This window comes from Paraburkholderia sejongensis, from assembly GCF_020880815.1.
Lineage (GTDB): Bacteria > Pseudomonadota > Gammaproteobacteria > Burkholderiales > Burkholderiaceae > Paraburkholderia > Paraburkholderia sejongensis.
Genome location: NZ_JAJITD010000004.1, coordinates 359,083 through 383,720, shown reverse-complemented (window position 1 = coordinate 383,720; position 24,638 = coordinate 359,083). Strand labels below are relative to the sequence as shown.

Annotated in this window: 22 protein-coding genes; 9 read left to right on the top strand and 13 right to left on the bottom strand. The window is 64.2% G+C overall.

All coding sequences use genetic code 11. The annotated features are described in order from the left end of the window. Nucleotides 1-41 precede the first annotated feature (41 nt). Nucleotides 42-959: a LysR family transcriptional regulator gene (locus LJ656_RS10445; RefSeq protein WP_230509326.1), complete on the top strand. Its 918-nt coding sequence runs from the start codon at nucleotides 42-44 to the stop codon at nucleotides 957-959. Here LJ656_RS10445 and LJ656_RS10440 read toward each other — a convergent pair. Beyond that, on the bottom strand, nucleotides 956-1,873 hold the full coding sequence (locus tag LJ656_RS10440) for a LysR family transcriptional regulator (protein ID WP_230509324.1): 918 nt from the start codon (nucleotides 1,871-1,873) through the stop codon (nucleotides 956-958). The two genes, LJ656_RS10445 and LJ656_RS10440, sit on opposite strands and share 4 nt — an antisense overlap. Before the next feature lie 220 nt (nucleotides 1,874-2,093). Between LJ656_RS10440 and LJ656_RS10435 the strand changes: the two genes are divergently transcribed. Next, a complete protein-coding gene (locus LJ656_RS10435) occupies nucleotides 2,094-2,843 on the top strand; it encodes an SDR family NAD(P)-dependent oxidoreductase (protein ID WP_230509323.1) in 750 nt (249 codons plus the stop codon). Nucleotides 2,844-2,923: 80 nt separating this feature from the next. On the opposite strand, the gene LJ656_RS10430 is transcribed toward LJ656_RS10435, so the two are convergent. After that, nucleotides 2,924-3,757 (bottom strand): oxidoreductase, encoded by an 834-nt coding sequence (locus LJ656_RS10430; protein WP_230509321.1) that lies wholly within the window; start codon nucleotides 3,755-3,757, stop codon nucleotides 2,924-2,926. Between the two features lie 94 nt (nucleotides 3,758-3,851). Between LJ656_RS10430 and LJ656_RS10425 the strand changes: the two genes are divergently transcribed. Beyond that, on the top strand, nucleotides 3,852-4,823 hold the full coding sequence (locus tag LJ656_RS10425) for an AraC family transcriptional regulator (RefSeq protein WP_230509317.1): 972 nt from the start codon (nucleotides 3,852-3,854) through the stop codon (nucleotides 4,821-4,823). Nucleotides 4,824-5,392: 569 nt separating this feature from the next. Beyond that, on the top strand, nucleotides 5,393-6,541 hold the full coding sequence (locus LJ656_RS10420) for a glutathione-independent formaldehyde dehydrogenase (protein ID WP_230509315.1): 1,149 nt from the start codon (nucleotides 5,393-5,395) through the stop codon (nucleotides 6,539-6,541). Nucleotides 6,542-6,743: 202 nt separating this feature from the next. On the opposite strand, the gene LJ656_RS10415 is transcribed toward LJ656_RS10420, so the two are convergent. The 4 genes from LJ656_RS10415 to LJ656_RS10400 form a co-directional block, all read right to left on the bottom strand. Further along, complete coding sequence (locus LJ656_RS10415; protein WP_230509313.1) at nucleotides 6,744-7,001, bottom strand: hypothetical protein; 258 nt, start codon at nucleotides 6,999-7,001, stop codon at nucleotides 6,744-6,746. 109 nt (nucleotides 7,002-7,110) lie between these two features. Beyond that, the gene (locus LJ656_RS10410; protein WP_230509312.1) at nucleotides 7,111-8,001 is read right to left on the bottom strand and encodes a transglutaminase family protein; all 891 of its coding nucleotides are present in this window, start codon (nucleotides 7,999-8,001) and stop codon (nucleotides 7,111-7,113) included. Further along, nucleotides 7,998-10,682, bottom strand: coding sequence for a circularly permuted type 2 ATP-grasp protein (locus tag LJ656_RS10405; RefSeq protein ID WP_230509311.1), 2,685 nt, complete (start codon nucleotides 10,680-10,682; stop codon nucleotides 7,998-8,000). Before LJ656_RS10405 ends, LJ656_RS10410 begins: the two co-directional genes overlap by 4 nt. 29 nt (nucleotides 10,683-10,711) lie before the next feature. Further along, a complete protein-coding gene (locus LJ656_RS10400; RefSeq protein ID WP_230509310.1) occupies nucleotides 10,712-14,245 on the bottom strand; it encodes a transglutaminase family protein in 3,534 nt (1,177 codons plus the stop codon). Nucleotides 14,246-14,482: 237 nt separating this feature from the next. On the opposite strand from LJ656_RS10400, the gene LJ656_RS10395 reads away from it, so the two are divergent. From LJ656_RS10395 to LJ656_RS10385, 3 genes are all read left to right on the top strand, one after another. Next, complete coding sequence (locus LJ656_RS10395; protein ID WP_230509308.1) at nucleotides 14,483-15,667, top strand: zinc-binding metallopeptidase family protein; 1,185 nt, start codon at nucleotides 14,483-14,485, stop codon at nucleotides 15,665-15,667. A gap of 106 nt (nucleotides 15,668-15,773) precedes the next feature. After that, a complete protein-coding gene (locus LJ656_RS10390) occupies nucleotides 15,774-16,145 on the top strand; it encodes a BON domain-containing protein (protein ID WP_230509306.1) in 372 nt (123 codons plus the stop codon). A gap of 141 nt (nucleotides 16,146-16,286) precedes the next feature. Then, nucleotides 16,287-16,760, top strand: a complete 474-nt coding sequence (locus LJ656_RS10385; RefSeq protein ID WP_230509304.1) for a ferritin-like domain-containing protein — start codon at nucleotides 16,287-16,289, stop codon at nucleotides 16,758-16,760. A 223-nt stretch (nucleotides 16,761-16,983) separates the two neighbouring features. Here LJ656_RS10385 and LJ656_RS10380 read toward each other — a convergent pair whose 3' ends face one another. The 5 genes from LJ656_RS10380 to phaP form a co-directional block, all read right to left on the bottom strand. Next, on the bottom strand, nucleotides 16,984-17,382 hold the full coding sequence (locus tag LJ656_RS10380; RefSeq protein WP_230509303.1) for a hypothetical protein: 399 nt from the start codon (nucleotides 17,380-17,382) through the stop codon (nucleotides 16,984-16,986). A gap of 13 nt (nucleotides 17,383-17,395) precedes the next feature. Beyond that, on the bottom strand, nucleotides 17,396-17,749 hold the full coding sequence (locus tag LJ656_RS10375) for a tlde1 domain-containing protein (protein ID WP_230509301.1): 354 nt from the start codon (nucleotides 17,747-17,749) through the stop codon (nucleotides 17,396-17,398). Nucleotides 17,750-18,150: 401 nt separating this feature from the next. Next, nucleotides 18,151-19,449, bottom strand: coding sequence for a DUF3443 domain-containing protein (locus LJ656_RS10370; protein WP_230509299.1), 1,299 nt, complete (start codon nucleotides 19,447-19,449; stop codon nucleotides 18,151-18,153). Nucleotides 19,450-19,460: 11 nt separating this feature from the next. Then, nucleotides 19,461-19,910, bottom strand: a complete 450-nt coding sequence (locus LJ656_RS10365) for a DUF2844 domain-containing protein (protein WP_230509427.1) — start codon at nucleotides 19,908-19,910, stop codon at nucleotides 19,461-19,463. Between the two features lie 580 nt (nucleotides 19,911-20,490). After that, nucleotides 20,491-20,916: a phasin family protein gene (gene phaP / locus LJ656_RS10360; protein ID WP_230509297.1), complete on the bottom strand. Its 426-nt coding sequence runs from the start codon at nucleotides 20,914-20,916 to the stop codon at nucleotides 20,491-20,493. Nucleotides 20,917-21,587: 671 nt separating this feature from the next. Between phaP and LJ656_RS10355 the strand changes: the two genes are divergently transcribed. Next, nucleotides 21,588-22,391 (top strand): DUF4410 domain-containing protein, encoded by an 804-nt coding sequence (locus LJ656_RS10355; protein ID WP_230509295.1) that lies wholly within the window; start codon nucleotides 21,588-21,590, stop codon nucleotides 22,389-22,391. 79 nt (nucleotides 22,392-22,470) lie between these two features. Here LJ656_RS10355 and LJ656_RS10350 read toward each other — a convergent pair whose 3' ends face one another. Beyond that, nucleotides 22,471-22,902 carry a response regulator gene (locus tag LJ656_RS10350; RefSeq protein ID WP_230509294.1) on the bottom strand — a complete coding sequence of 144 codons (432 nt, stop codon included), beginning with the start codon at nucleotides 22,900-22,902 and terminating at the stop codon, nucleotides 22,471-22,473. A gap of 294 nt (nucleotides 22,903-23,196) precedes the next feature. Here LJ656_RS10350 and fabI point away from each other — a divergent pair, with 294 nt between their 5' ends. Further along, nucleotides 23,197-23,988, top strand: coding sequence for an enoyl-ACP reductase FabI (gene fabI, locus LJ656_RS10345; RefSeq protein WP_230509292.1), 792 nt, complete (start codon nucleotides 23,197-23,199; stop codon nucleotides 23,986-23,988). Between the two features lie 116 nt (nucleotides 23,989-24,104). On the opposite strand, the gene LJ656_RS10340 is transcribed toward fabI, so the two are convergent. Beyond that, complete coding sequence (locus LJ656_RS10340; RefSeq protein WP_230509290.1) at nucleotides 24,105-24,614, bottom strand: universal stress protein; 510 nt, start codon at nucleotides 24,612-24,614, stop codon at nucleotides 24,105-24,107. Nucleotides 24,615-24,638: the final 24 nt, after the last annotated feature.

The following is a 24,638-nucleotide window of genomic DNA, read 5'->3' as shown; positions in this document are numbered from 1 at the left end:
CGTCACGCGCGAGCGACTATTCCTCACCAGGTTGACAGGCTATGAAGCAGAACTTCACAGTCAGGCAGGGCGCGCTCGACGGCGTCGAAGTGTTTCTGAGCGTCGCCCGGCACCGCAGTTTTCGCGGCGCGGCGGCGCAGCTCGGAGTCACGCCGTCGGCGGTCAGTCAGGCGGTGCGCGCGCTCGAAGCGCGCCTGGGCGCCGCGCTGTTCGTGCGCACCACGCGCAGCGTCGGGCTGACCGAAGCCGGCGAACGCTTTCTGGCCCGCGCGAAACCCGCGTTCGAAGAACTGCTGGCCGCCAGCGAGGTCGCCCGTGGCCTGGGCCAACGGCCGGCCGGGCTGCTGCGTCTGTCGGTGCCGCGCGCGGTTATCCCGCTGCTGCTTGAACCGCTGATCGCGTCGTTCTGCAAGGCCAATCCCGACGTCGAAGTGGAGCTGTCGGCCAGCCGTGAGCTGGTCGATATCGCGTCGGAAGGTTTCGATGCCGGTATCCGGCTCGGTCAGTTCGTCGCCGCCGATATGGTCGCGGTGCCGTTGACGCCGCCGTTCCGTTCGGTCGTGGTCGGTAGTCCCGACTATCTGGCCGCGCGCGGCCGGCCCGCCACGCCGGACGATTTGCGCGAACATGCGTGTTTGCGCTGGCGGCGCACCGACGGCGCACTCGCACTGTGGTCGTTCAACGACCACGGCCGCGCGCTCGAGATCGCGGTGTCAGGCCCGCTGATCGCCAGCGATTTTTCGACGATGCTCGGCGCGGCCGTCGAAGGCGTCGGCCTTGCGCAGCTACCCGCGCCGATGGCCACCGCGGCGTTGCAGACGCAGAAACTCGTGCAGGTACTCGAAGCGTATGCGCCGATGATGCCCGGCGTGTTTCTGTTCTATCCGGACCGGCGGCAGATCATGCCGAAGCTGCGCGCATTCATCGACCATGTGAAAAATCACACGCAAGCCGACTAGCGTTTATCAGTACCCCGTACCTTGTCGGGAAAGCATTCGAGCAGCCAGTCGATAAAAACCCGCAAGCGATGCGTGACATAACGGTTGTGCGGATAGACGACGTGAAACGGATAGGCCGGCGGCCGCCACTTCGCCAGAATTTCAGTGAGCGTTCCTTCGCGAAGCGCCGCTTTCGCGGTATGCGCGAAAGTTTGCACGATGCCGATGCCGGCGAGCGCCGCCGCGAAATGCGCATTGCTTTCGTTGATGCCGATCCGGTGCTCGACCTTGATCTCGATTCGCTCGCCGTTGTTCTCGAAGCGAAACGGCATCGCCCTGCCGTTCTGCGACGACACATAGCTGACCAGCCGGTGGCCGTTTTTCAGCTCTTCCGGATACGCGGGTATGCCGAACTGCTTCAGATAAGCGGGCGCCGCGCAGGTCATCATCACCGCATCGCCGATATGCCGGGCAATCAACGACGAGTTATCGAGCGGCCCGCCGCGAATCACGCAATCGACGTTGTCGCCGACCAGATCGACCGCGCGATCGGCGACGCCCAGTTCGATGCGAATCTCCGGATAGCGCGCAATGAAGTCCGGCAGCAACGGAATCAGCACGTCTTTGGCGGTCAGGCCGCCGACGTCGATCCGCAGATTGCCGCGCGGCTTGCCCTGCGCGACGTTGAACGACGAATCGATGTCTTCGAGGTCGTTCAGGATGCGGGTCGCCTTTGCGTAGTAATCCTGCCCCTCCGGTGTCACGGTGACCCGCCGTGTGGTCCGCTGCAACAGCTTCACGCCCAGATGGGCTTCGAGTTCCTGCACCAGTTTGCTCATCGTCGCGTTCGGCATATCGAGCGAATCGGCCGCGCGGGTAAAACTGCCCGCCTCCACCACGCGGGCGAACGCGCGCATCGCCAGCAACTGATCCATGTCGAGCCTCGGGTTCGGAAAAGAACGCGCCGATTATACACAGTGGTGGATAGTCATTTCATCGTTCACTATTTATCAACAAACGATAAATCCCTAAAGTGACACCCATGCACTGCACGACAGGCAGCAACGAATGAAAGACGCGGCACCGTCGCGGCAGGCATCGATTCGCTGAACTGAAGAGAACCCAACCGATTCACGTCAACAATTGGAGCAGATCATGAACAGGCAACTGAACGGCAAGATTGCACTCGTCACCGGCGGCAGCACCGGCATCGGCCTCGCGGCTGCGCAGGAACTGGCGGCTCAAGGCGCGCGGGTGTTCATCACCGGCCGCCGCCAGGCCGAACTCGATGCGGCCGTCGAAGCGATCGGCCCGGCCGCCACCGCGATTCGCGCCGACGCGTCGGTGCTGTCCGATCTCGATGCGGTGTATGCGCAGATCGCCAGCAGCGCGGGCAAGCTCGACATCCTGTTCGCCAACGCGGGTGGCGGCGACATGCTGCCGCTCGGCGCGATCACCGAAGAGCACTTCGACCGCATCTTCGGCACCAACGTGCGCGGCGTGCTGTTCACCGTGCAGAAGGCGTTGCCGCTGTTGACCGATGGCGCGTCGATCATCCTCACGTCGTCGACCACGTCCGTGCAGGGCACCGCCAGTTTCAGCGTCTACAGCGCGAGCAAAGCGGCGGTGCGCAATTTCGCTCGCTCGTGGGCACTCGATCTGAAGGACCGCGGCATTCGCGTCAACGTCGTCAGCCCGGGACCGATCCGCACGCCGGGCCTCGCCGGGATCGTGCCGGACGAAGCGCGTCAGGGTCTGTTCGATGCGCTGGCCTCGCAAGTGCCGCTCGGCCGCCTCGGCGAACCGCGGGAAATCGGCAACGTGGTTGCGTTCCTCGCATCGGATGCGGCGAGCTTTATCAACGGCATCGAGTTGTTCGTCGACGGCGGGATGGCGCAGGTCTGACGTTGGAGTAGCCCGGGTCCGAGCCGGGCGACGCTGTGCGCAGCGGTTCGCGCACAGCGCGATCGACCTGCCGATGGTTTTCAGCCGTCCGTCGAAACGGTGATCGCCTCCCACGCACTGATTTCCTCGTTCAATGCCGCTAACTTGTCTCGAACGAGCCCGAGTGCGTCGCTGCCTAGCAACAGGTGCGAGGGCGGGTGATCCGCCGCAATCGCGGCGAGCATTGCGCGTGCCGCTTTCGTGGGATCGCCCAATTGCTTGCCGCTTTTTTCTTCGCGGGCCTGGCGGATGGGATTGAAAATAGTGTCGTAATCCGCAATCGAGCGAGGGGTCCGCGTCATCGACCGACCTGCCCAGTCAGTGCGAAACGAGCCGGGCGCGACAGCCGTCACCGCAATACCGAAGGGTTTGACCTCTTTGCCGAGCGCCTCGGAGATGCCCTCCAACGCAAACTTGCTCCCGCAGTAGTAAGCGATTCCAGGCATCGTGATGTAACCGCCCATCGATGTGATATTCAGAATGTGGCCGCGCCGGCGCTCGCGCATGAATGGCAGAACGGCCTTCATCATCGCGACCGCGCCGAATACATTCACATCGAACTGCCGGCGCATCGCCGCGAGCGGCGATTCCTCCATGATGCCCTCGTGGCCGTAGCCCGCGTTGTTGACCAGCACATCGAGTGGTCCGGCGTCGGCCTCGATTTTCGCCACGACGGCGTCGATCGCGTCGAAGTCGGTTACGTCGAGCACGACTGCGCGAGCGGCATTCGCTGACAGGGACTCGAATTCACGCTTCGCCTCGCCACTTCTCACTGTACCGACCACCTTGTGACCCACCGCCAGCGCTTCCTGTGCGAGCGCGCGGCCGAAGCCGCTGCTGACGCCGGTGATGAGCAAAGTTTTGCTGGATGCCATTGAAGCTTCTCCCGAATGTCGATTGAAGAGTGCATGCTAATCTGACGAACGCGGTAAATTAACGCGGATTTCGCTATTTTTCTTGCACAAAACTATGAGCGATACACGCGTGTCGAGCCAGCCTCCGGCTCTGTCCTCGCAAAGCCAGAAACGCATGGTTGCGCTGCTACGCGCGTTAGCACCCGACGAGGGCTACAACCTGACGGCACTGCCCAGCGTCCGCATCCTGCGGTCGAACAGAGCGCTATCGCGCACGCCCGTGCTGTACGACCCCGGTATCGTGATCGTCTGCCAGGGCCGCAAGCGTGGTTATTTCGGCGACCAACTCTACCTGTATGACGAGTTTCACTACCTCGCTGTGTCCGTGCCGGTGCCGTTCAGCATGGAGACCGACGCCACCGAAGAGCGCCCACTGCTCGCGCTATATCTGCATCTCGATTTCGCATTGGCCGCCGAGCTTGCGGAGCGGATCGATCTCGCGGGTCCGGGAAAGCGCACAGCGACGCCTCGCAGCATGATGTCGACGCCGATGGACGACGCGATGCAAACGTCCGTGCTGCGCTTTCTCGAAGCGATGCATCGGCCGCTCGAAGCTGCTGTGTTGGGCGCCGGGCTGCTGCGTGAACTGTATTTCCGGGTGCTCACCGGCGCGCAGGGAGGCTCGCTGCGCGAAGCGTTGGCGATGCGCGGACAGTTCGGCCAGATAGGCCGCTCACTGCGCCTGATCCATACGAGCTATGCCGAGCCCCTCGACGTCAGGCGACTGGCCGACGAAGCGGGCATGAGTATTCCGAGCTTCCACAGTCACTTCAAGGCAATTACGCAGGTGTCGCCAATGCAATACGTGAAGTCGACGCGCCTTCATCAGGCTCGTCTGTTAATGGTACGCAAGGAACTGACCGCGGAGGCGGCCGGACATGCGGTGGGTTACGCGAGCCCGTCGCAATTCAGCAGGGAGTTCAGGCGTCTGTTCGGCTTGACGCCGGCCGCGGAGGCTAAGCGTATGCGGGAGAGCTTTGCGATCCCGGCAGTATTTGCCGATACGGCTTATGTCTCGTCGCACTGAATCGAGCGCGGTTCGAGTCTACGAAGAAATACAGAAACGGACGTGACGACTGGCGCAAGCACGCGGCCTTGAGGAAACCATTTCCCGTCAAGGCCCTGTGCAATATCTGCAGCGCACCGGCAAAGAAATCCATCGGGCCAGCCCGATGCTTTGCCAACTCCTTCAGCGGACTTCTCGAGAACCGCAGATAAAACGACATCAACCGCTGCCCGCCTCTGCGCCACATGGTCCGCGGCCAGTGCCTGCGCCGCCCTGGTGCTCCATTACATATACGTTGCCGGCGCGGGCACGCGGATAGCTGTGAACGTGGGCACTCATGGCCATAGTCGAGTCCGGAACACGAAACCAATAATCAGGATAGCTATGGACTCCCAGCTTCTAACCGCTCATAGCCGACGCGGTTGCAAGCTGACCGGCCGGAGTACGGAAGGAGCATGCTACACGATCGGGATACGCATCGCCAACCAGAGACCAACCGTCCCACAGGTTTGCCTGTGGGTTTGTCGACGTCATGAGCCGCCGGACTGTTCGTGCGGCTCAGGCTTCAGTCGCCTTCACAGGAGAAAGATATGAAAGCGGTTGTATATCGTGGCCCACGCCAGGTCGCCGTAGAAGACGTACCCGATCCGAGGATCGAGCGCCCAACCGACGCCATCGTCAGGATCACCAGTACCAACATCTGCGGGTCCGATCTGCACATGTACGAGGGACGAACGGACTTCGAGCAAGGCCGCATCTTCGGTCACGAGAATCTGGGCGTGGTTCAGGAAGTAGGACCGGCGGTGGAGCGGCTCAAACCCGGAGACTGGGTGTGCCTGCCGTTCAACATAAGTTGTGGCCACTGCGTCAACTGCGAGCGCGGCCTCACCGCGTTTTGCCTGAGCGCGAACCAGCCGGGCATCGCGGGCGGCGCTTTCGGGTTTGCCGACATGGGCCCGTGGGCGGGCGGACAGGCCGAATATCTGCGGGTACCCTGGGCGGACTTCATGGCTTTGAAGCTGCCGCCGGACGCGCAGGAGAAGCAGACCGACTACGTGATGTGCGCGGACATCTTCCCCACCGGTTGGCACGCAACCGAACTGGCCGGCATGCGGCCCGGCGATGCCGTGGTGATTTATGGCTCGGGACCGGTGGGTCTGATGGCCGCGCACTCGGCCATGATCAAGGGAGCCCGCAGCGTGATGGTGGTGGACTGCCATCCCGACCGGCTCAAGCTTGCCGAGTCGATCGGCGCCATCGCGATCGACTACTCGAAGGAGGATCCGGTACAACGGGTGATGGACCTCACGCACGGGCTCGGCGCGGACGTGGGTTGCGAATGCGTCGGCTACCAGTGCCACGATCCGGCTCCGCATCGCCATGAGAACCCCAATTTGACGATGAACAATCTGGTGTCGTCGGTGAAGTTCACCGGCGGGATCGGAGTCGTCGGGGTGTTCGTTCCGGAGGACCCGGGCGCGCAGGATGAACTGGCGAAGAAGGGAAAGATTGCCTTCGATTGGGGCAAGTGCTGGTTCAAAGGCCAGCGCATCGCCACCGGGCAATGCAACGTCAAGGCGTACAACCGGCAGCTGCGCGATCTCATCGACGCCGGCCGCGCGAAACCATCGTTCATCGTTTCGCATGAGTTGAAACTCGCCGACGCGCCTGACGCCTATCAACACTTCGACGTGCGCGAGCAAGGCTGGACCAAGGTGGTCTTGCACCCCGGAGCCTAGCGAAGGCAAGCGGCGATCTGGGGGCAACAGCGCTCGAGCCAATCACTCGTCCATGCAAACGCGATCCGGCCAATGGCATCTGGGCGAAGCAGCCCGCGGTGCAGTTCCGCGAATCATGGACAAGCGTGCGGTGGGGCCATCGCTACGAACGTAACGCAGTTGTTGTCGCGTATTGAACGGCCCGAGATGTTCTGGAATAACGCTAGCGATAGTTGACGAAGTTGATGATGTCGTTGAGAAACCAAGGCAGGATCAGTTGCGTGTCCGAATAGCTGGTACCGACGGTCAGCCGTTGCGCTCTCTCGGCGGAGGCGGGCTTCGCGCCGTCCGGCGCATGCAGCATGTAGGTATCCGTATCGACCGAAGGCGGGCGAGCGAGCTGATCGCTCGCCGGCGACGAGGTCGAGGTACAGCCGGTAACGAGGACGACGAGTGCTGCTGCGAAGCAAAGGGACTTCATGAGGGTGTGAACTCCGGCAACGTGACTGGCAGCCATTATGGCCGAAGAACGCGCGGCTTCGATACGCACGTCGCTTACAGCACGGCCGCCGCGTCGTCACGCCAAGCCCTCACAACGCCAGCACCGTCACCCCCACTTCCATCCGGTGCGCGCCGCCGCCGAGTATCGTCCCGCGCAGCAACGACACATCGCTGTAGTCGCGCCCGATCGCGAGCGTCACATGATCGAGGTCGGCGAGCACGTCGTTGGTCGGATCGAGGTCGATCCAGCCGCTGCCCGGACAATGCACCGACACCCACGCATGCGACGCATCCGCGCCGATCAGCCGTGGCTGCCCCGGCGGCGGATCGTTGCGCAGATAACCGCTCACATAGCGCGCGGGCAAACCGAGCGAGCGCAGGCAGCCGATCATCACCTGCGCGAAATCCTGGCACACGCCGCTTTTCAGTTCGAACGCGCGCTCGGCCGGCGTATCGAACAGCGTCGCCGACGGCTTGTACGCGAAGTCTTCGTGAATCCTATGCATCAGATCGATCGCGCCGGCGACCAGCGGCCGGCCCGGCGTGAAGCTCGGCAACGCGTAGTCGCGCAGTGCCGGGCGCAGCGCGATATTCGGCGACGCGAAGCAGAACTGCGTTTCGGCCTGAAACTCGCCGCCCACCCGAAACCGCAGCGCGTCGGCGACTGTTTCCCAGCCAGGCGTCGCGTCGGGGTCCAGTTCGTTCCAGCGCGGCGTCAACTCCACCGTCGTTTCGCTCACGAGTTGCAGGCGTTCGTGCGGCGTATCGAGCGCGAAGTACAGCACGTCGTTGCCGAACGCATCGATGCGGCTGTGCAGATACGACGGCTCCGGCTCGATCCGCTCGCTGCGCGAGACCACCCGCTGCCACGGACACGCGAGCGGCCGGATCGTCGCCAGATGCTGGGCGGTCTCGACATAGGTCGAATAATGGTAAGTGGTCCGATGCGAAACGGACAGCACCGTCGGCGCGTGCTTCATACCCACACCTGCGAGGCGACCGTGGTCGCGTGACTGAAATAGCGCGCGCTGATTTCCTGCGCGGCCGCGTTCGCGAAGCCGCCGATCTGGTCGCACAGCGCGATCAGTTTGCCGTAGCGACCATCGGCGTCGAGCGTGCACAGCGTTTCGAGCGACGGCAACAGTTCGACCGGCGGCAGTAATTCCGCGAACGGCCGATGCCGCGCGCCGCTCGCCACCGCGGCAATCTCGTCGAGCTTGCTGCGCAGGCGCTCGTACACGCCGTAAATCCCGCGCGGGTTGTGCGGCTCGATCACCAGCAGATCGAGCAGCGCCGGCACTTCGAAACGCCCCGGATACAGCGAGCGATACGTGAGCGTGCTGTCGAACAGTTGCAGCAGCAGATCGAAGCCGGCCGGCGTCGCCAGCTGACCGTTCGCGGCGACCCCGCGCATGAACGCGGCCATCGTCGCGACGCGCTCGATATGGCGGCCGACGAACAACAGGCGCCACGCTTCGTCGCGGGTCATCCGGTCGCCCTGCGCGCCGCTGATCGCCGACAGCTGCACCGACAGATGCTCCAACGCGTTCGACAGCGTCACGCGGTCGTAGCGCTCGAACACGCTGCTGCTGCCCGCCGCGCCGGCGGTAGCCGCGATACTCGCAGTACCCGCAGTGCCTTTAACCGAACCCGGACCCGCGGCCGGCAGCAACGCCTGCAACGCATCCTGGAAGTCGTTGCGCGCCGCGAGAATCACGCGCCAGTGATCGTTCGACAGACGCCCGCGCACCTCGCCGTTCGTGCGCGCCTGGCAGCGCAGATTCTGGCCGATGCTGACGCTACCCGGCCCTTCGGCGAGGTTCGCGACCAGCGCACGCTCGAAGCTGCGCGACGAGGGCGCGGCGTCGGACGCCGGCGCCGCCGCCAGATCGCCCGGCTGCACCAGTCCGCACCACGTCGCCAGTTCGACCAGCGCCGGGAACATCGCATCGGCGTCGTTGCCTTCGAGCGAGCCGAGAATCAGCCGCAGCAGGCGCACGTTGTTCTCCGCGCGCTCGCCGTAACGTCCGGCCCAGAACAGGTTCTCCGCCGCGCGGCTCGACACCGTGCGATGTTTGCGCGTCAGGTCGGCCGGTTGCAGCGGCGACGGCAGCAGCGTGAAGGTCGAACTCGGCTGGCTCGACAGCACCCATGTATCGACGCTGCTGCCGCCGTGCTGCATCGACACCGTGGCTTGCCGTTCGGCGGCCACGCGCGTGAAGCCGCCCGGCATCACGTGCCAGCCGCCGTTGACATCGGCGATCGCATACACGCGCAGCACCGCCGGCCGGCCGCCGATCGTGCCGCCCTCGTAGCGCGGCGTGCACGAAAAGCGCTGCTCCTGCTGGATCGTGAACGCATCGGGCGATGCTTCGATCCGCTCGCGCCACGCGGTGAGCGGCTGGCTGCCCTGCTCGATGCCGGGCGGCGCATCGGCTCCGGTTTGCGGCCACGTCGGCACGATGAACGCGGAGTCGAGTTGCGCGAACGCCTGCTCGCGCGCCGCCTGTTCACCGCACCACCATGTCGGCACACCGGGCAGCAGCAGTGTTTCGCCGAGCAGCGCATCGGCGATCCCCGGCATGAACCCATGCAACGCCGGCGATTCGATAAAGCCCGACCCCGGCACGTTCGACACGATCACGTTGCCCGCGCGCATCACCTGCAGCAGGCCGGGCACGCCGATCGTCGAATCGGCGCGCAATTCGACCGGGTCGCAGAACGCGTCGTCCAGACGGCGCAGCACCACGTGCACGCGTTCGAGGCCGGCCAGCGTCTTCAGATAGAGGCGGTCGCCGCGCACGGTCAGGTCCTTGCCCTCGACCAGCGTGACGCCGAGATAACGCGCGAGAAAGGTGTGCTCGAAATAGGTTTCGTTGAACGGCCCCGGCGTGAGCAGCGCGATATGCGGCGACGCTTCGGCCGAACCTGGCGCGCGCTCGTCGTCGCGCAGCGTCGCCTGGGCGGACTGCACCAGCGTCGCGATCAGTTGCGAGTAAATCGGCGCGAGACGGCGCACGCGCAGCGAGCGGAACGGCTCGGCGAATAGCGACGACACGATCAGCCGGTTTTCGAGCGCATAGCCGAGGCCCGACGGCGCTTCGGTGCGCTGCGCGAGCACGCTCCAGTCGCCGTCCGACGTGCGCGCGAGATCGAGCGTGACGACCTGCAGGTACTGTCCGCCCGGCGGCGTGAAGCCCTTCACCGAGCGCTGATAGCCGGGATGGCCGAACACCAGCGCGGGCGGCAGTTGGCCTTGTTCCAGCAGCGTCTGCGGCCCGTAGATATCGGCGACGATCGCGTTCAGCAGTCGCGCGCGCTGCGTGATCCCGCGCTCCAGTTGCGCCCACTCGGCCTCGCCGAGCAGAAACGGCAGCAGATCGAGCGCCCACGGCCGCGACTTGCCGTTGTCCGCGTAGACGTTGTAGCTGATGTCGTTGTCGCGCACCTGCTGCGCGATCGACGCGCGATGCTCGGCCAGCCGCGCAATGCCGTCCTCGCCGAGCAGCGCGAAGAACTGCCGCCATGGTTCGCGCAGCGCGCCGGCCGCGTCGCGCAATTCGTCCCAATGGCCGTCATGCGCCGGCAGCAAACGCAGCAGGGACGAAGCGTCCGTCTGCTGCGCGGACGCTTCGAACGGCAAAGTCGATTGAAAAGCCAAGGTCGTGTGGTGTCAGTGCTTCATTGTTTTCAACTGCGGCGCAGATCGAGCGTGAATGGAAACTCGAGACTGCGCTGCGGCGTGCCGACCGCGAGCGGCCCCGGCGTATGGCCCGACGCGAAATAGCGCGCGCGCCGCCGGCTTTCCGCCTCGTAGGCGTTGACCGGAAAAGTCTGGTAATTGCGCCCGCCCGGATGAGCGACATGATACTGGCATCCGCCGAGCGAACGGCCGCTCCAGCTGTCGAGCAGATCGAACGTGAGCGGCGCGTGCACGCGAATCGTCGGATGCAGCGCGGCGGCCTGCGACCACGCGCGAAAGCGCACGCCGGCCACGTACTCGCTGACGCGCCCGGTCGGCTGCAACGGCAGCGGCAGGCCGTTTACCGCGAGCACGTGACGGTTGGCGTTCAGCCCGAGCGCGCGCACCTCCAGCCGCTCGACCGACGAATCGACATAGCGCACCGTGCCGCCGCTCGCGCCCTCCTCGCCCATCACGTGCCACGGTTCGAGCGCGTTGCGAATCGTCAGTTCGACACCGCTCAGCGTCAGCTCGCCGACCAGCGGGAAGCGGAATTCGAAGTGCGGCGCGAACCACGCGGCGTCGAACGCGAAACCGGCTTCGTGCAGGTCGCTGAGCACATCGTCGAAATCCATCTTGACGAAGGTGCCGAGCAGGAAGCGGTCGTGCAGCTCGGTGCCCCAGCGCGTGAGCCGCTGCGTGTACGGCGTGCGCCAGAAACGCGCGACCAGCGCGCGCAGCAGCAGTTGCTGCACGAGGCTCATGCGCGCGTGCGGCGGCATTTCGAAGCCGCGCAATTCGAGCAGGCCGAGGCGGCCGGTCGGGCCATCGGGCGAATACAGTTTGTCGATGCAGAACTCGGCGCGGTGCGTGTTGCCGGTCACGTCGATCAGGATATTGCGCAGCGCGCGGTCGATCAGCCACGGCGGCAGCGTTGCGCTATCGCGGCCGCCAAGCAGATCGAGCTGGCGTTGCAGTTCGCTAAACGCAATCTCCAGTTCGTAGACCTGATCGTTGCGCGCTTCGTCGATGCGCGGCGCCTGGCTGGTCGGACCGATGAACAGCCCCGAGAATAGATAGGACAGCGACGGATGGTTGTGCCAGTACGCAATCAGGCTCGCGAGCAGATCGGGACGGCGCAGGAACGGACTATCGGCCGGCGTCGCGCCGCCGAGCACGAAGTGATTGCCGCCGCCGGTGCCGGTGTGGCGGCCGTCGAGCATGAACTTTTCGCTGCTCAGATAGCTGTGCGAGGCCGACTCATACAGATACTCGGTGTGATCGACCAGTTCGTCCCAGTTCGAGGCCGGATGGATATTGACTTCGATCACGCCGGGGTCGGGCGTCACCTGCAACACCTTCAGGCGCGCGTCGCGCGGCGGCGGATAGCCTTCGAGCACGACCTGCATCTTCAGGTCGTCGGCCGTCGCCTCGACCGCGGCGAGCAGGTCGAGATAATCGTCGAGGTCGGTCAGCGGCGGCATGAATACGTGCAGCAGCGTGCGGCCGCTGCCGAACGAAGCGTTTTCCGCTTGCGGGCCGGCCGCGCGTTTGGGGTCGCGCGCCTCGACGCACACCGCGGTGCGTAACGTGTCTTTCGACGACTGGCCGCGCGCCGGCGGCGCATCGCCGTGCGGCTGACGCGAATATGCGAGCACGTTGTCGTGCGGCATGCCGCTCAGCAAATCCGCGGCCGAGCGCGATAGTGCGGCCGCGCGGCGTGGGTCGGCTTTCAGCGCGCCATTCGCGGCGCCCGCGCTCGCTGCATCCACGTCCGCGTCCAGGTCCTGCCCCGGCGCGCCGCCGCGCCTTGCGTCGTACTGCACCCGCAACTGCGCGGCCGTGCGCAGCGGTTCTTGCGGCGCGAACGGATCGTGCGCGTGCTGATACGGATAGTCGGTCTTCGATACCCACGGCAGCGAATCGAGCGGCAGCCGATAGCCCATCGGCGAATCGCCCGGGATCAGATACATCCGTTCGTCGCGGAAGAACCAGCGGCCGGTGATCCATTGCGGCGCGCTGCCCGCCGCGCCGCGCTCGCGGCCGATCGGCAGCACGTAGCCCGTCGGACTGCCGAGCCCCGCGTCGAACACGCGACGCAGCCGCACCCGTTCGAGTTCGTCGTCGAGCCGCGCGTCGAACGGATCGACGTTGACCGGCAGGCGGCGCTCGCGCCACAAGTAGTACCAGGTATCTTCATAGCCGGGCTGGATGCAGCCGGGATCGAGCGACAACTTCGCGGCCAGATGCGCGACGAAGCGCTGCGCGTCGCCGGCCGTGTAGCGGCCCGGCTCGCGTTCGTCGGCGAACAGGGCCGGGTTGTGCCAGCACGGCTCGCCGTCGGCGCGCCAATACAACGACATCGCCCAGCGCGGCAGTTGCTCGCCCGGATACCACTTGCCCTGGCCGATGTGCAGAAAGCCGTTCGCGCCGTAACGCTCGCGCAGCCGCTCCATCAGCGCGACCGCATAGCCGCGTTTGGTGGGGCCGAGCGCGTCCGTGTTCCACTCGGCGGCGTCGCGGTCGCGCACCGACACGAAGGTCGGCTCGCCGCCCATGGTCAGCCGCACGTCCATCTGGCCGAGTTCGCGGTCCACCTGCGCGCCCATGGTCAGCACGTCGCTCCACGCCGCGTCGTTATACGGTTTGGTCACGCGCGGCGTTTCCAGCACCCGTTCGATCGACATCGTGTGCTCGAACTCGACTTCGGATTCGTCGACCGCGCCCGAGATCGGCGCCGCGCTGCCGGGCTCCGGCGTGCAGGCGACCGGAATATGCCCTTCGCCGGCCAGCAGCCCCGAGGTCGGATCGAGGCCGATCCAGCCCGCGCCCGGCAGATACACCTCGCACCACGCGTGCAGATCGGTGAAGTCGACTTCGGTGCCGCTCGGGCCGTCGATCGATTTGAGGTCCGGCGCGAGTTGCAGCAGATAGCCGGACACGAAGCGCGCGGCGAAGCCGAGCTGCCGCAACGTCTCGACCAGCAGCCAGCCCGAATCGCGGCACGAACCCGACGCGTTGACCAGCGTTTCCTCCGGCGTCTGCACGCCCGGCTCCAGCCGGATCAGATAACGGATTTCCTGTTGCAGCCGCTGGTTCAGCGCGACCAGAAAATTCGCGGTGGCGGCCGGCGTGCGGTCGATGCTCGCGACGAATTCGGCGAAGCGCGGCGTCATCGGCCGCTTCACGCGGTACGGTGCGAGTTCGAGCGCGAGGGCCGGCGCGTAGTCGAACGGGAACTGCTCGGCCGACGGCTCGAGAAAGAAATCGAACGGGTTGTAGACCGCCATTTCGGCGATCAGATCGACGGTCACCTTGAACTCGCGGGTCTGCTCGGGGAACACCAGCCGGGCCTGATAGTTCGCGAACGCGTCCTGCTGCCAGTTGATGAAGTGCTTCACCGGCTCGACCCGCAGCGAGTACGACAGGATCGGCGTCCGGCAATGCGGCGCCGGCCGCAGCCGCACGACCTGGGGCGACAGCGAGACCAGCCTGTCGTAGCGGTAATGAGTGACGTGGTGCAGCGCGACGCGTATGGACACTCCGGACTCCTCGACGAAATGGTCAGCCCGCCAAAAAAGCAAGCTCTATGCCGTGCTTCGGTTGCGTTGTATGAAGCGGCGGATATCGCGCGATGCACCAATCCGGCGCACCGCCGCTGCACGATCATGCACGTACTGTGCGTTAAAGCGGTGACTGCTGGCAACCGCGGCATGAAGATTGCACCCGCGTTGCGACCAAGCCCGCTCCGCCACTACCGTTCTAACGAGGCCCGCCCGATGAAAACCTTCCACTGCAACCGCTGTGCGCAGTTGGTGTTCTATGAAAACGTGCGCTGCGAACGCTGCGAATCGTTGCTCGGCTTCCTGCCCGATCTGCGCGAACTCAGCGCGTTCGACGACGCCGGCGACGGCCGCTGGCGCAGCCTGCATCCGCGCGCGAACGGCGCGCTGTTTCGCCAGTGCCACAACTACGCGGTCGAAAACGTCTGCAACTGGATGATCCCCGCCGACTCGCCCGACACGCTGTGCCACGCGTGCCAGCTGACCCGCACGATTCCAAACCTGGCCGAGCCGGAGAACCGTCTGTACTGGTACCGGCTCGAAGTCGCGAAGCGGCGCCTGCTGTACACCTTGACCGAACTGGGCCTCGAAGTTCGTTCCCGCGATGCGGACCCCGAGCACGGTCTCGCGTTCGAATTTCTCGCCGACAGCGGCGACGGCGCGCGCGTGATGACCGGCCACGACAACGGGCTGATCACGCTGAACATCGCCGAAGCCGACGATGCGCATCGCGAGAAAGTGCGCACAGCGATGGGCGAACCGTATCGCACGCTGCTTGGGCACTTTCGCCACGAGACCGGCCACTACTTCTTCAGCCAGTTGATCGAAAATGACCCGCGCTGGCTCGAGCCGTTTCGCGCGCTGTTCGGCGACGAGCGCGCCGACTACGGCGAAGCGCTGAATGCGTATTACCGCGACGGCGCGCCGCCCGACTGGCAGGCGTCGACCATCAGCGCGTACGCGACGATGCATCCGTGGGAGGATTGGGCGGAAACGTGGGCGCACTATCTGCTGATCGTCGACGTGCTCGATACGTCGACGTCGTACGGACTCGCGCTGCTGCCCGACGATCCGAGCGAGCCGACGCTGACCGACCGCACACCGGTCGAGGACGCGAGCTTCGGCAATCTGATGAAGCGCTGGTTTCCGCTGACGTATGCGTTGAACAGCCTGAATCGCAGTCTCGGGATGCCCGACGGTTATCCGTTTACGCTCGCCGCGCCGGTGGTCGACAAGCTGCGGTTCGTGCATCGGGTGATCGCGGCGGCGGGCAATAAAAGCGCGCCTGACGCCGCGGCCGCGTCGCCCGCGCCGCTCGCCACCGAGCCCGACGAGGACAAGAAGGCCGTCCCCAAAGAGCGCAGCGCACCGCAACGCGAGTTCAACGACGACGCGTCCTGAGCCGGCCCCGCGTCGCGTTCGAATGCATAAAACGGTGTTCGCGACCCGCCGGGAGCTTCGCTCGCACTTACACTAAGGGCTTATCGTCCCGTCGGGAATAACCCACATGCGAAACACGCAGTACCTGAACAGCCGCTTACTGATCGTCGCGGTATTCGCGTTGGCTGCGCTGATGTCGAGCGCCGGCTGCAAATCGACGACCACACGCGACGCGCCCGCCTCCCCGACCGCACCGCGATCCGCCCCGCCGAGAGTCGCCACCACCGATGACGCGACGCTCGCCGGCCGGGTCAAGCAGGCGCTGGCAGCGGACCCGGCGCTGCGTTCGGCGACGATCAGCGTGGCCACCTATCGAGGCGTCGTGCAGTTGTCCGGATACGTCGATTCGCAGGCACAGATTCTCGAAGCGCTCGCCGTCGCCCACGGCGTGGCCGGCGTCCAATCGGTGAGTAACGAGCTGGAAATCAAGCCGCAGTGACGCGCGCGCCGGCGCGACGAATTCATGCCCAATCTGATGCCTTGCGCGATCTGCCGATCGGACTACATTTAATCAAGGTCCGTCCCGCGCGCGATACCGGCGACGCAGCGCCGCGCGCGCCGACCTTACAGGAGACGTCAAATGGCAGAGATCGACAAGCAGGAAGTGGTTGCGGTACTGAACCGGATTCTCGAATCCGAACTGGCCGGCGTGGTCCGCTACACCCACTATTCCTTTCTGGTGTTCGGCTTCGGCCGGATTCCGATCCAGTCGTGGCTGCGCGCGCAGGCCGATGAATCGCTGGTGCACGCGCAGCAGGCCGGCGAATGGATCACGACGCTGGGCGCCTATCCGTCGCTGACGATCGGCCCGCTGCTCGACTCGCACACCTTCGATATCGGGTCGATCCTGCGCGAGTCGTTGCAGGCGGAAAACGTCGCTTTGCAGCTGTATCGCGATCTGCTCGCGCTGGTCGCGGACCGCTCGGTCGCGTTGGAAGAATTCGCGCGCCAGATGATCCATGTCGAAGAACTGCACGCGGGCGAAGTCGACAAGATGCTGCGCCGTCCGGGGGAAGTGTCGACGACGGGCGAACGGCAAGCGGCTCAGACCTGAGTGAAGCGGCTAGCGCGCAGTTATGAGCAAGTGTGCTGCGCGCGACGGCGTCCAGCGGTAGTCGCATAAAAAAAACCGACGCGAGGCGTCGGTTGAAACGATTCCCGGCTTTCCGAGGGCCAATTACGTCAGGAATCGGAGAGATCGAAGTATGGCAATGCAAGCTTAAGATTTGCTGAGCACGCTGGGCTTGCGTGCCGAGTGGGTAAGCGAGGCCGTGAATTCAATGCTTCTTGTTGCGCTCATCGAGCCCTTTGATCAGGGATTCGACCGGCCCCATATGTTGAGAAACGACGAACACCTCAACCTCACTCATCGAACATTCCTCCCAGCCGGCATCGTTGACAGTAATCACGCTTATCTGCTTGCCGCCTTTTTCGTAGTAGGTAATGTGATGGACCTGACGATACAGATCCTTGCCATAAAACCGGTCCTTGCCAATCTTTTCCGATGAAAGTCGCACCGCCCTGGTTTTCGCATGATCGAGCTTGTCCTTATCAAGCAGACCCGCGTCTATGAGCCAACCGTCGGCTATGTTGGTTGGCCAGCTTTCGCACGGCGGGGGCTTCGCGATAGATAGCGCGGAAAAGCATAGAAGCGTGAAGGCAAAAGCTCGCTTCATGGATGCACTACCTTTAACAGTCTGTCTCCACTGTTCCAGTTTTTTCTCGCACCAGAGGAGCCAAAACGATGCATCCTTTTGATGCGTTGCCCGGATCGCTGCGGCTATCGCCGTGGATCATAAATCCACTACGACCGAAAGTATTTGTCCCATTAATGGGGGTGAGCCGCATGGTGTACGGTCCAGTATGAGCATGCCTGAATGGCGCTCCGATTTCGTACTCGCCGACGGGGATTGGTCCTTTGTCGCGTACGTGTTGCAGGTGGTGCTGATCTTTTCCCTCGCCGTTACCGGAATATCCTCTTGCGTCTACGAAGGTCCCATTAAAATAAAGTTTCTTGCTGGTGTGGCCGAAAACCCAAGGCATTTTTTGTCCTCCCAAGTTGTACGAATCAACGATTAAACCAAAGGACTAGATCTCAAAAAATCTTCGGGATATTAAGCAATCTCGATAATCGGGTCGCGCACCGGGAGATACCGTCGGACTCGTCCGATCACTTGCTCGGGAAGCCCCGATAACTCAAGGGTTGAATGGTCGAAGACCTACGCGACACGAATCTCAAACGGGAAAAAATTTAGCCGGTTTATGTGTCAACAATTGTTGAATCGGCGAGCCGCAGTAATCTCGAAGAACCACAAAAAAGCCCGCCACCGACCCAATCGGCAGCGGGCATAGCCCGGAGCTCCTCACTCCTTCTCGCAAAATTTCCAGCGCGCTCAATGGGTATTTAACCCAAGCACCGGCTCCCTTCACACACCCCCACCCCCTCAATACGCGACATAAGGCCCGGTCCCACCCGGCGTCGGCTGCTGTTCGATCGCCGCATAAACATTGCGCCCATAAAAGAACGGCAGCCCCCAATCGAACACCGTCGAGGCCACGAACGCCGGCCCCGCGAGCAGCGGCAATGCCGCATCGCCGCGATAGCTCTGCGCGATCGACGTCGCGTTGCCGACGCTGAAGTTCACCGCGCTGGTCGTGCCGTTCAGACCTTCGATCGTCGCGCTCAACTGCTGCGTCGACGATGGGCAGTAGTACGCACTATTCGGACTCGGACAGGCGGCCAGCGACGAGGTCTGGAAAAACAGCCCGGTCGAGCCGCTATCGAGAATGCTGTGGTTGTACGTCGTGCCGTTCTGCACTGTCGTGAACGTCCCGTTCGACGCGCTCACGCCGATCACCTGCGCATTGCCGAGCGCATTGTTGCTCTGCGTGCCGATGCCGAACACCAGTTGCCCGGTCACCGACGGCGCGCCCCCCGACACGGTCGGCAGACTCAGCATCGAGCCATTGTTGTCGGTCGTGAAGTACGGCACCGGATTGGCGACCTGGTAGGTTTCGGCGAGTGCGATCACTGTGCAGGTCGAACCCGCGCAACCGTAGTAGGTCGCGGGCAGCGCCTGCTGCGCGCAGGCCGCGCCGCAATCGTGCTTGAACACACCGATGCCGAGAATGCCGTTCGCCTGCAACGTCGCCGGCGTATTGCGTGGCGCGCCGACCGCCGCGCAATCGGCCGGTACCGACGCGTAGCCCGGATCGATCACCTGAACCGGCAGCGACGCGGCTTTTTCGCCGGCGATCTGCAGGTCCGCAAGCTTCACCGCGCCCCACGTATAGCCGTCGAAAAACTGCATGCATTCGGCGACCAGGTTGCCGGCGCCGTCCTTCTGCTGCGGCAGGCTCACCGACGCGGGCAATTGCGACGCGAAAATGCGCACGCCCCACGAGCCGGTATCGACCAGCACGTGATCGATCGTCTGGCAATTGCTGGTGCCCGGCGCGCAGATCGTGATGCTGACGAACGGCATGTTCGGCACGTTGCTCAGGCCCGCGTCGACCGTCACGCGCACCGCGTTCGCGGCCAGCGCCTCGGGCGTCGGCGACGTGTTGGTCACGGTCGAGCCCGACGAACTGGTCGAACCGGCGGTTGTGCCCGCGCCGCCGGAGCCACCGGAGTTGCCACCCCCGCCGCCGCCGCACGCGCTCAGCAACAAGGTCAACGCCACCAGCGGCGCCGCGCCGAGCACGCTCAGCCACGAAGATCTGGATCGCAGTGTGGATCTCATGACGGGCCCCGTTATTGAATGACGCTGACGTCGACGCCGGCGGGCACCGCCCGCGGCAGATACGCATAACCGGTGAAGGCGCGCAGATGGCCGCCCGAGAACACCACCAGCTCGTCGCTCGATATCGCGAGCGGCGCGCCCCGCCGGCTCGCATTGGCGGCGACGTATGCGTCGAAGGACGCGCCGAGCATCGACTTCAGATCGGGCAATGTCGGGCCGTCCCACGCGACGCCGAACACGACGCCATTCGCGCCGACGTATTCGCGCACCACGGTGCCCGACGGCAGCGTCAATTGCTGCACCGAATACGCGCGCTGCGTAGTCTCGACGCGGGCGAGCGCGTGCTGACGCGACTGATCGGCGTCGACGGTGCTGGCGTTCTGGCCGAGCGTCGCGTGCGCGGCGAACGGCAACGCGCAGCTCGCCCCGAGCATTGCGCACGCAATGCGGGTGATAAGCATCGGTTTCAAGAGATTTCCTTCGAGGTGAAACGCCCGTGCCGGCCGCGAGCCGATCACAAACGCAAAACTTAAGGGGCGCACACCTGACCGGCTGAGCCGGGTTGCCTTCACGCCGGTTGGGCTGCGTGAATGCGTCTACGGAACGGCGAGCCGAAACTTTAATGACGAAATCGCGCGCGGCAATCGTTTGCGAGTCGATTTAAACCTACGCATTTTGCGATGCCGTTTGAGCACGTTTGATTATCGCGACGGAGTTCTTTTATGGACGGTGGTTTGCCGCGTGTTTCGCGGTTCTTCGATGTTTAAAGCGAACAGCCGGAACGACACTCGGGCGCGGCGCGTGCATGGCCGAGCGGCGAAATACGTTGTTTGGACGATGTAAGCGGATGCAGAATAATTGCCTTGAAAATGCGTATTCGTCAGACTACGCGGGGCTTACAGCTCGCGGCTCGCGGGGAGACCGAAGCGAAGCGCATCAATGCCGCCACCACTCAACAAAAAAATGCCGCGGATCGCACAGTGGCCATCCGCGGCATCGGATCGGGGCGAGCGGAACGCGTCGCGCGATTTACTTCCCGGCTTATTTCTTCTGCTGTTGCAGCAGCGACTTCAGTTCCTGCACGTTTTCTTCGACCCGCTTCGCGATCACCGCATACGACTCGGCCTGAGTCTGATACGCGGCTTGCGCGAGTTGCTGCATATCGGCAAGCGATTTGTGCAGGCTTTGCTGAACCAGCTCGGCGGTATTGGTCGACGGCTTGATGCCCGAGGCCGCCAGCTGGGTGGTCAGCGTCTGCAACTCGCCGAGCGTCGAGCGCAGCATGTCGGCCTGTTTCTGCGCGAGCGCCTGCATCCCCTGAAAGGCGGTCTGATTCGCTTGCACCAGCGCTTCCATGTCCTTACGGCGCGCTTCCATGATGGCGGGCACGTCGAAGCCGGGGAGCTTGAACTGCTCCAGCATTTTGGTGAGATCGCCAAACGGATTGGCGGCTTCGGGTCGGTCCATGCGAGATCCTCCTTGGGGTTGGTATAGGCCATCATGCGCTATCCGGCCGCGTTGCGCCACCGGGCTCACCCTGGCAGAACTGGTGTCGAATGCAAGGCGCAATAAGTCGCGCGGGGCTGCTGGAAGCGCTCCCGCAGCCCCGCCCCGTATGGCTTTGGCGGACTTCGTTGGCTGTCCCACATTGCCGCTTCACTGCCGCTTTTCATCTTCCGTCAGCCGATTAGGATAGGAGCACCATAACGTCAGGACAGGGTAACGGTATGCGCTATCCGCTGGACATCGCCATCGCGGCCGCGCTGCTCGTGTTCGTTCTCGTCTGCATCGTCAAACTCGCATTGAACTGATCGTTCGATCTATTCGCGCGGGTCGCCGCCGCGCTTCTTCTGTTCTTCCGCTCTTCTTGCGCTTTTTTTTACGCCGCGTTTCCTGCGGTTCCTATGCGCTGCCGCCCAGCCCGCGCTGCGCCCTGGCACCATGACATCGGGCGAAATAATTGTTGAATGGAGTTCGCCGGCCGACTCGTCGATACTTCGTTCGCTGCCGGTGCGTTACGAAACAAGCGACGCATGAGATCGAAACCGCTCCACGTGCGAATCCCTTCGCCGATGATCGACGATCCCTCGGTTGCCCGATCATCGGCCGATTACTTCGAACCGGAACCCAGGATCATCATGTCGACCTCAGTGAACAGCATCAAAAAAACCGCCATCCGTTTCACGTGCATCGCACTCGTCTGCGGCAGCGCGCTGCTCAGCGGTTGCGCGAGCGCAGCCGTCAGCAATGTCAGCCCGGTCGCCGCGCCAACCGCCACCACAGCGGCAGCCGCAGCCGGCACGCAGGCGACGCTGCATCCGCAGGTGATCTACGTGGCCGCATTCGATGCCGATCCGCAACAGGTGCAGCTCGACAACAGCGGCCTGCTGCACAAGCTGAAAACGCAGTTGTCGGGATCGTCGGCCGCGCAGCAGCGAGCCGACGACGCGGCCCAGGTTCGTGAGCAGGTCGCCGACGAAATCGTCCATCGGTTGCAGACGCTCGGTCTGAACGCAGTGCGCCTCGACGCACCGCTGCCCGCCGATCAGAACGCGCTCGTCGTGCAAGGCAGTTTTGCATCGATCGACGCCGGCAATCGCCGCCGCCGCACGCTGATCGGCCTGGGCGCCGGCAAGAGCGAGGTCAGCAGTTCGGTGCAGATCGTCTATCAGCCGGCGGGCGGCGCGCCGCGCGTGGTGGAGAGCTTCATCGCCCACGCCGACAGCGGCAAGATGCCCGGCATGGTGGAAACCGCCGGGGTCGGCGCGGCGGCTGGTGGCATCGCGACAGCAGCGGCCGCCGGAGCCGGCTTGCATGGCGTGACGGAATCGAAGCGCGCGGGCGTATCGGCCGATGCGAAGCGCCTCGGCGATGCGGTCGCCAAACAGATCGCGCAGTTCGGTGCTCAAGCCGGCTTCGTCGCGGCCGCGCAGAAAAGCTGACCGCGAGCGGCCAGAGCGCCGACGCACGGCGACGGCGGCGTGGAGTTAAGCTCCACGCCGCCGTTTTTTCAACCTCGCCTCACCTGCGCCAGAATTCCCGGATCATCGCGAGCAACGCGCTCGGCGCGGTGCCTTTCTGGCAGTAGCCGTCGAAATTGTGGCGTTCGCGGCCGGTTTCCTTCACGTGATCTTCGTCGAGCGACGTGAACGCAACGATGCCCAGACTATGGGTAGGCAGATAGCGGCGCAGCGCGCTCGCGGTTTCGTAGCCGTCGCGCCCCGGCATCATGATGTCGAGCACCACCACGTCGGGCACCCAGTTGCGCACGCAGCGCAACGCGGCCGCACAACCGTTCGCGCTGCGCGCGTCGACACCCTCGTAAGAAAAATAGGTCGCGAGCGCTTCGGCCGCGTTTTCGTTGTCGTCGACGACCAGGACGCGTGGTAATTCGTGCAATAACTGCACCGCGCGGGCGCTCCATCGCTGACAGGTAGACTGGATTCGAGGCATGCGTGTGAACCTGCGATAAAAATTAACAGGCCTGCTAGCAAGCATCGTTCCGCGTCTCGTCAGACGCAAGCTGCAAGATATCTCCGTATCCGACCCCATCCCATTTTGCCCTTTATGCGCGGTGTGTTTCGCGCTCGCGCCCCCTTCTGCCCGTTTGTCAGCCGCCTGCCGAGCGTCTACACTGCCGAGGTTGATGCAGTGCAGCAGATGCCGTTTCCGCGCGTCATGCGCCACCCGACGCGCGCCGCTCTAACGTTGTTCGACCCGACCGACGACCCGCCTGGAGAGACCCGCATGGACCCGCTGTCCGCACAGCCGTTTGCACAACGCAAGGTGCTGATCATCGGCATCGCTAATGAACATTCGATCGCCTACGGTTGCGCGCGCGCATTCCGCGAACTGGGCGCCGAACTCGCGATCACCTATTTGAACGACAAGGCAAAAACCTACGTCGAGCCGCTTGCCGAAGAACTCGGCGCATCGCTGGTCATGCCGCTCGACGTCTCCAAACCAGGCGAACTCGAAGCGGTATTCGACGCGATTCGCGACCGCTGGGGCCGGCTCGACGTCGCGGTCCATTCGATCGCGTACGCACCGAAAGAGGATCTGCAAGGCGGCCTGCTGAACAGCTCGGCGGCCGGCTTCGCACAGGCGATGGACATTTCGTGCCACTCGTTCATCCGCATGGCGCGGCTCGCCGCGCCGCTGATGACCGACGGCGGTTCGCTGTTCGCGATGAGCTACCTCGGCGCGAACCGGGTCGTGCCGAACTACGATCTGATGGGTCCGGTCAAGGCCGCGCTCGAAGCATCGTGCCGCTATCTCGCGCACGAGTTGGGGCCGCGGCGCATCCGCGTGCATCCGATTTCGCCGGGGCCGCTGAAGACGCGCGCGGCGTCGGGGTTGAAGGACTTCGATCTGCTGCTCAACGAAGCGGCCGCGCGCGCGCCGATCGGCGAACTGGTCGACATCATGGACGTCGGTTACACCTGCGCATTTCTCGCGACCCCGTACGCGCGGCGCATGACCGGCAATACGATCTTCGTCGACGGCGGCGTCAGCATCATGGACGGCGGCGCGAGCTGAACGACGCGCATCCTGCCGGAACGGCTCCGGCACGACGCGTGACTGAAGCAGTGCTTGCGGCCTGTTTGCCAGGCAACGGAACGCCGCTGCGTTCCCCGCTGCGTTCTCTCTACATGCTACGAATGATGCTCGGCCGCTTGCGCGAAATCATTCGCGCTGCCCGCGCCTGCCGTGGTCTTCGGCACGTCCGCTGCCGCGCCCATCGTCACCAGCACGCTACAGGTCACGCGATCGAGCAACAGACCGTCGTGCCGGCCGCCCCACCAGCGCGCGAGTCCGTGACTGCGGCGATGGCCGACCACCACCAGATCGACGTTCAGATCACTGGCAAACAACGGAATCTGTTCCAGCGGCTCGCCGATCGCGATATGCCCGGTCGCCCGAATGCCGCGCGCGGCCAGCTTCTCCAAGCCCTCGTCGAGCAACGCCCTGGCCGATTCGTTGATGAACTCGACCGGCACCGCCGCCGTGATGTCCGCGCCCTGCATCCACGCCGTATTGTTGATCACCGACAGCAGATGCACGTCGGCGCCCAGACTCTGCGCGAGCGCCGCACCGTCCTTCAACGCGTGCTGTCCTTCGCGGGTTCCGTCGTAACAGAGAAGAATGCGTTTGAAGCTCAACATGGCGGGTCTCCCTGCACCGTTTCG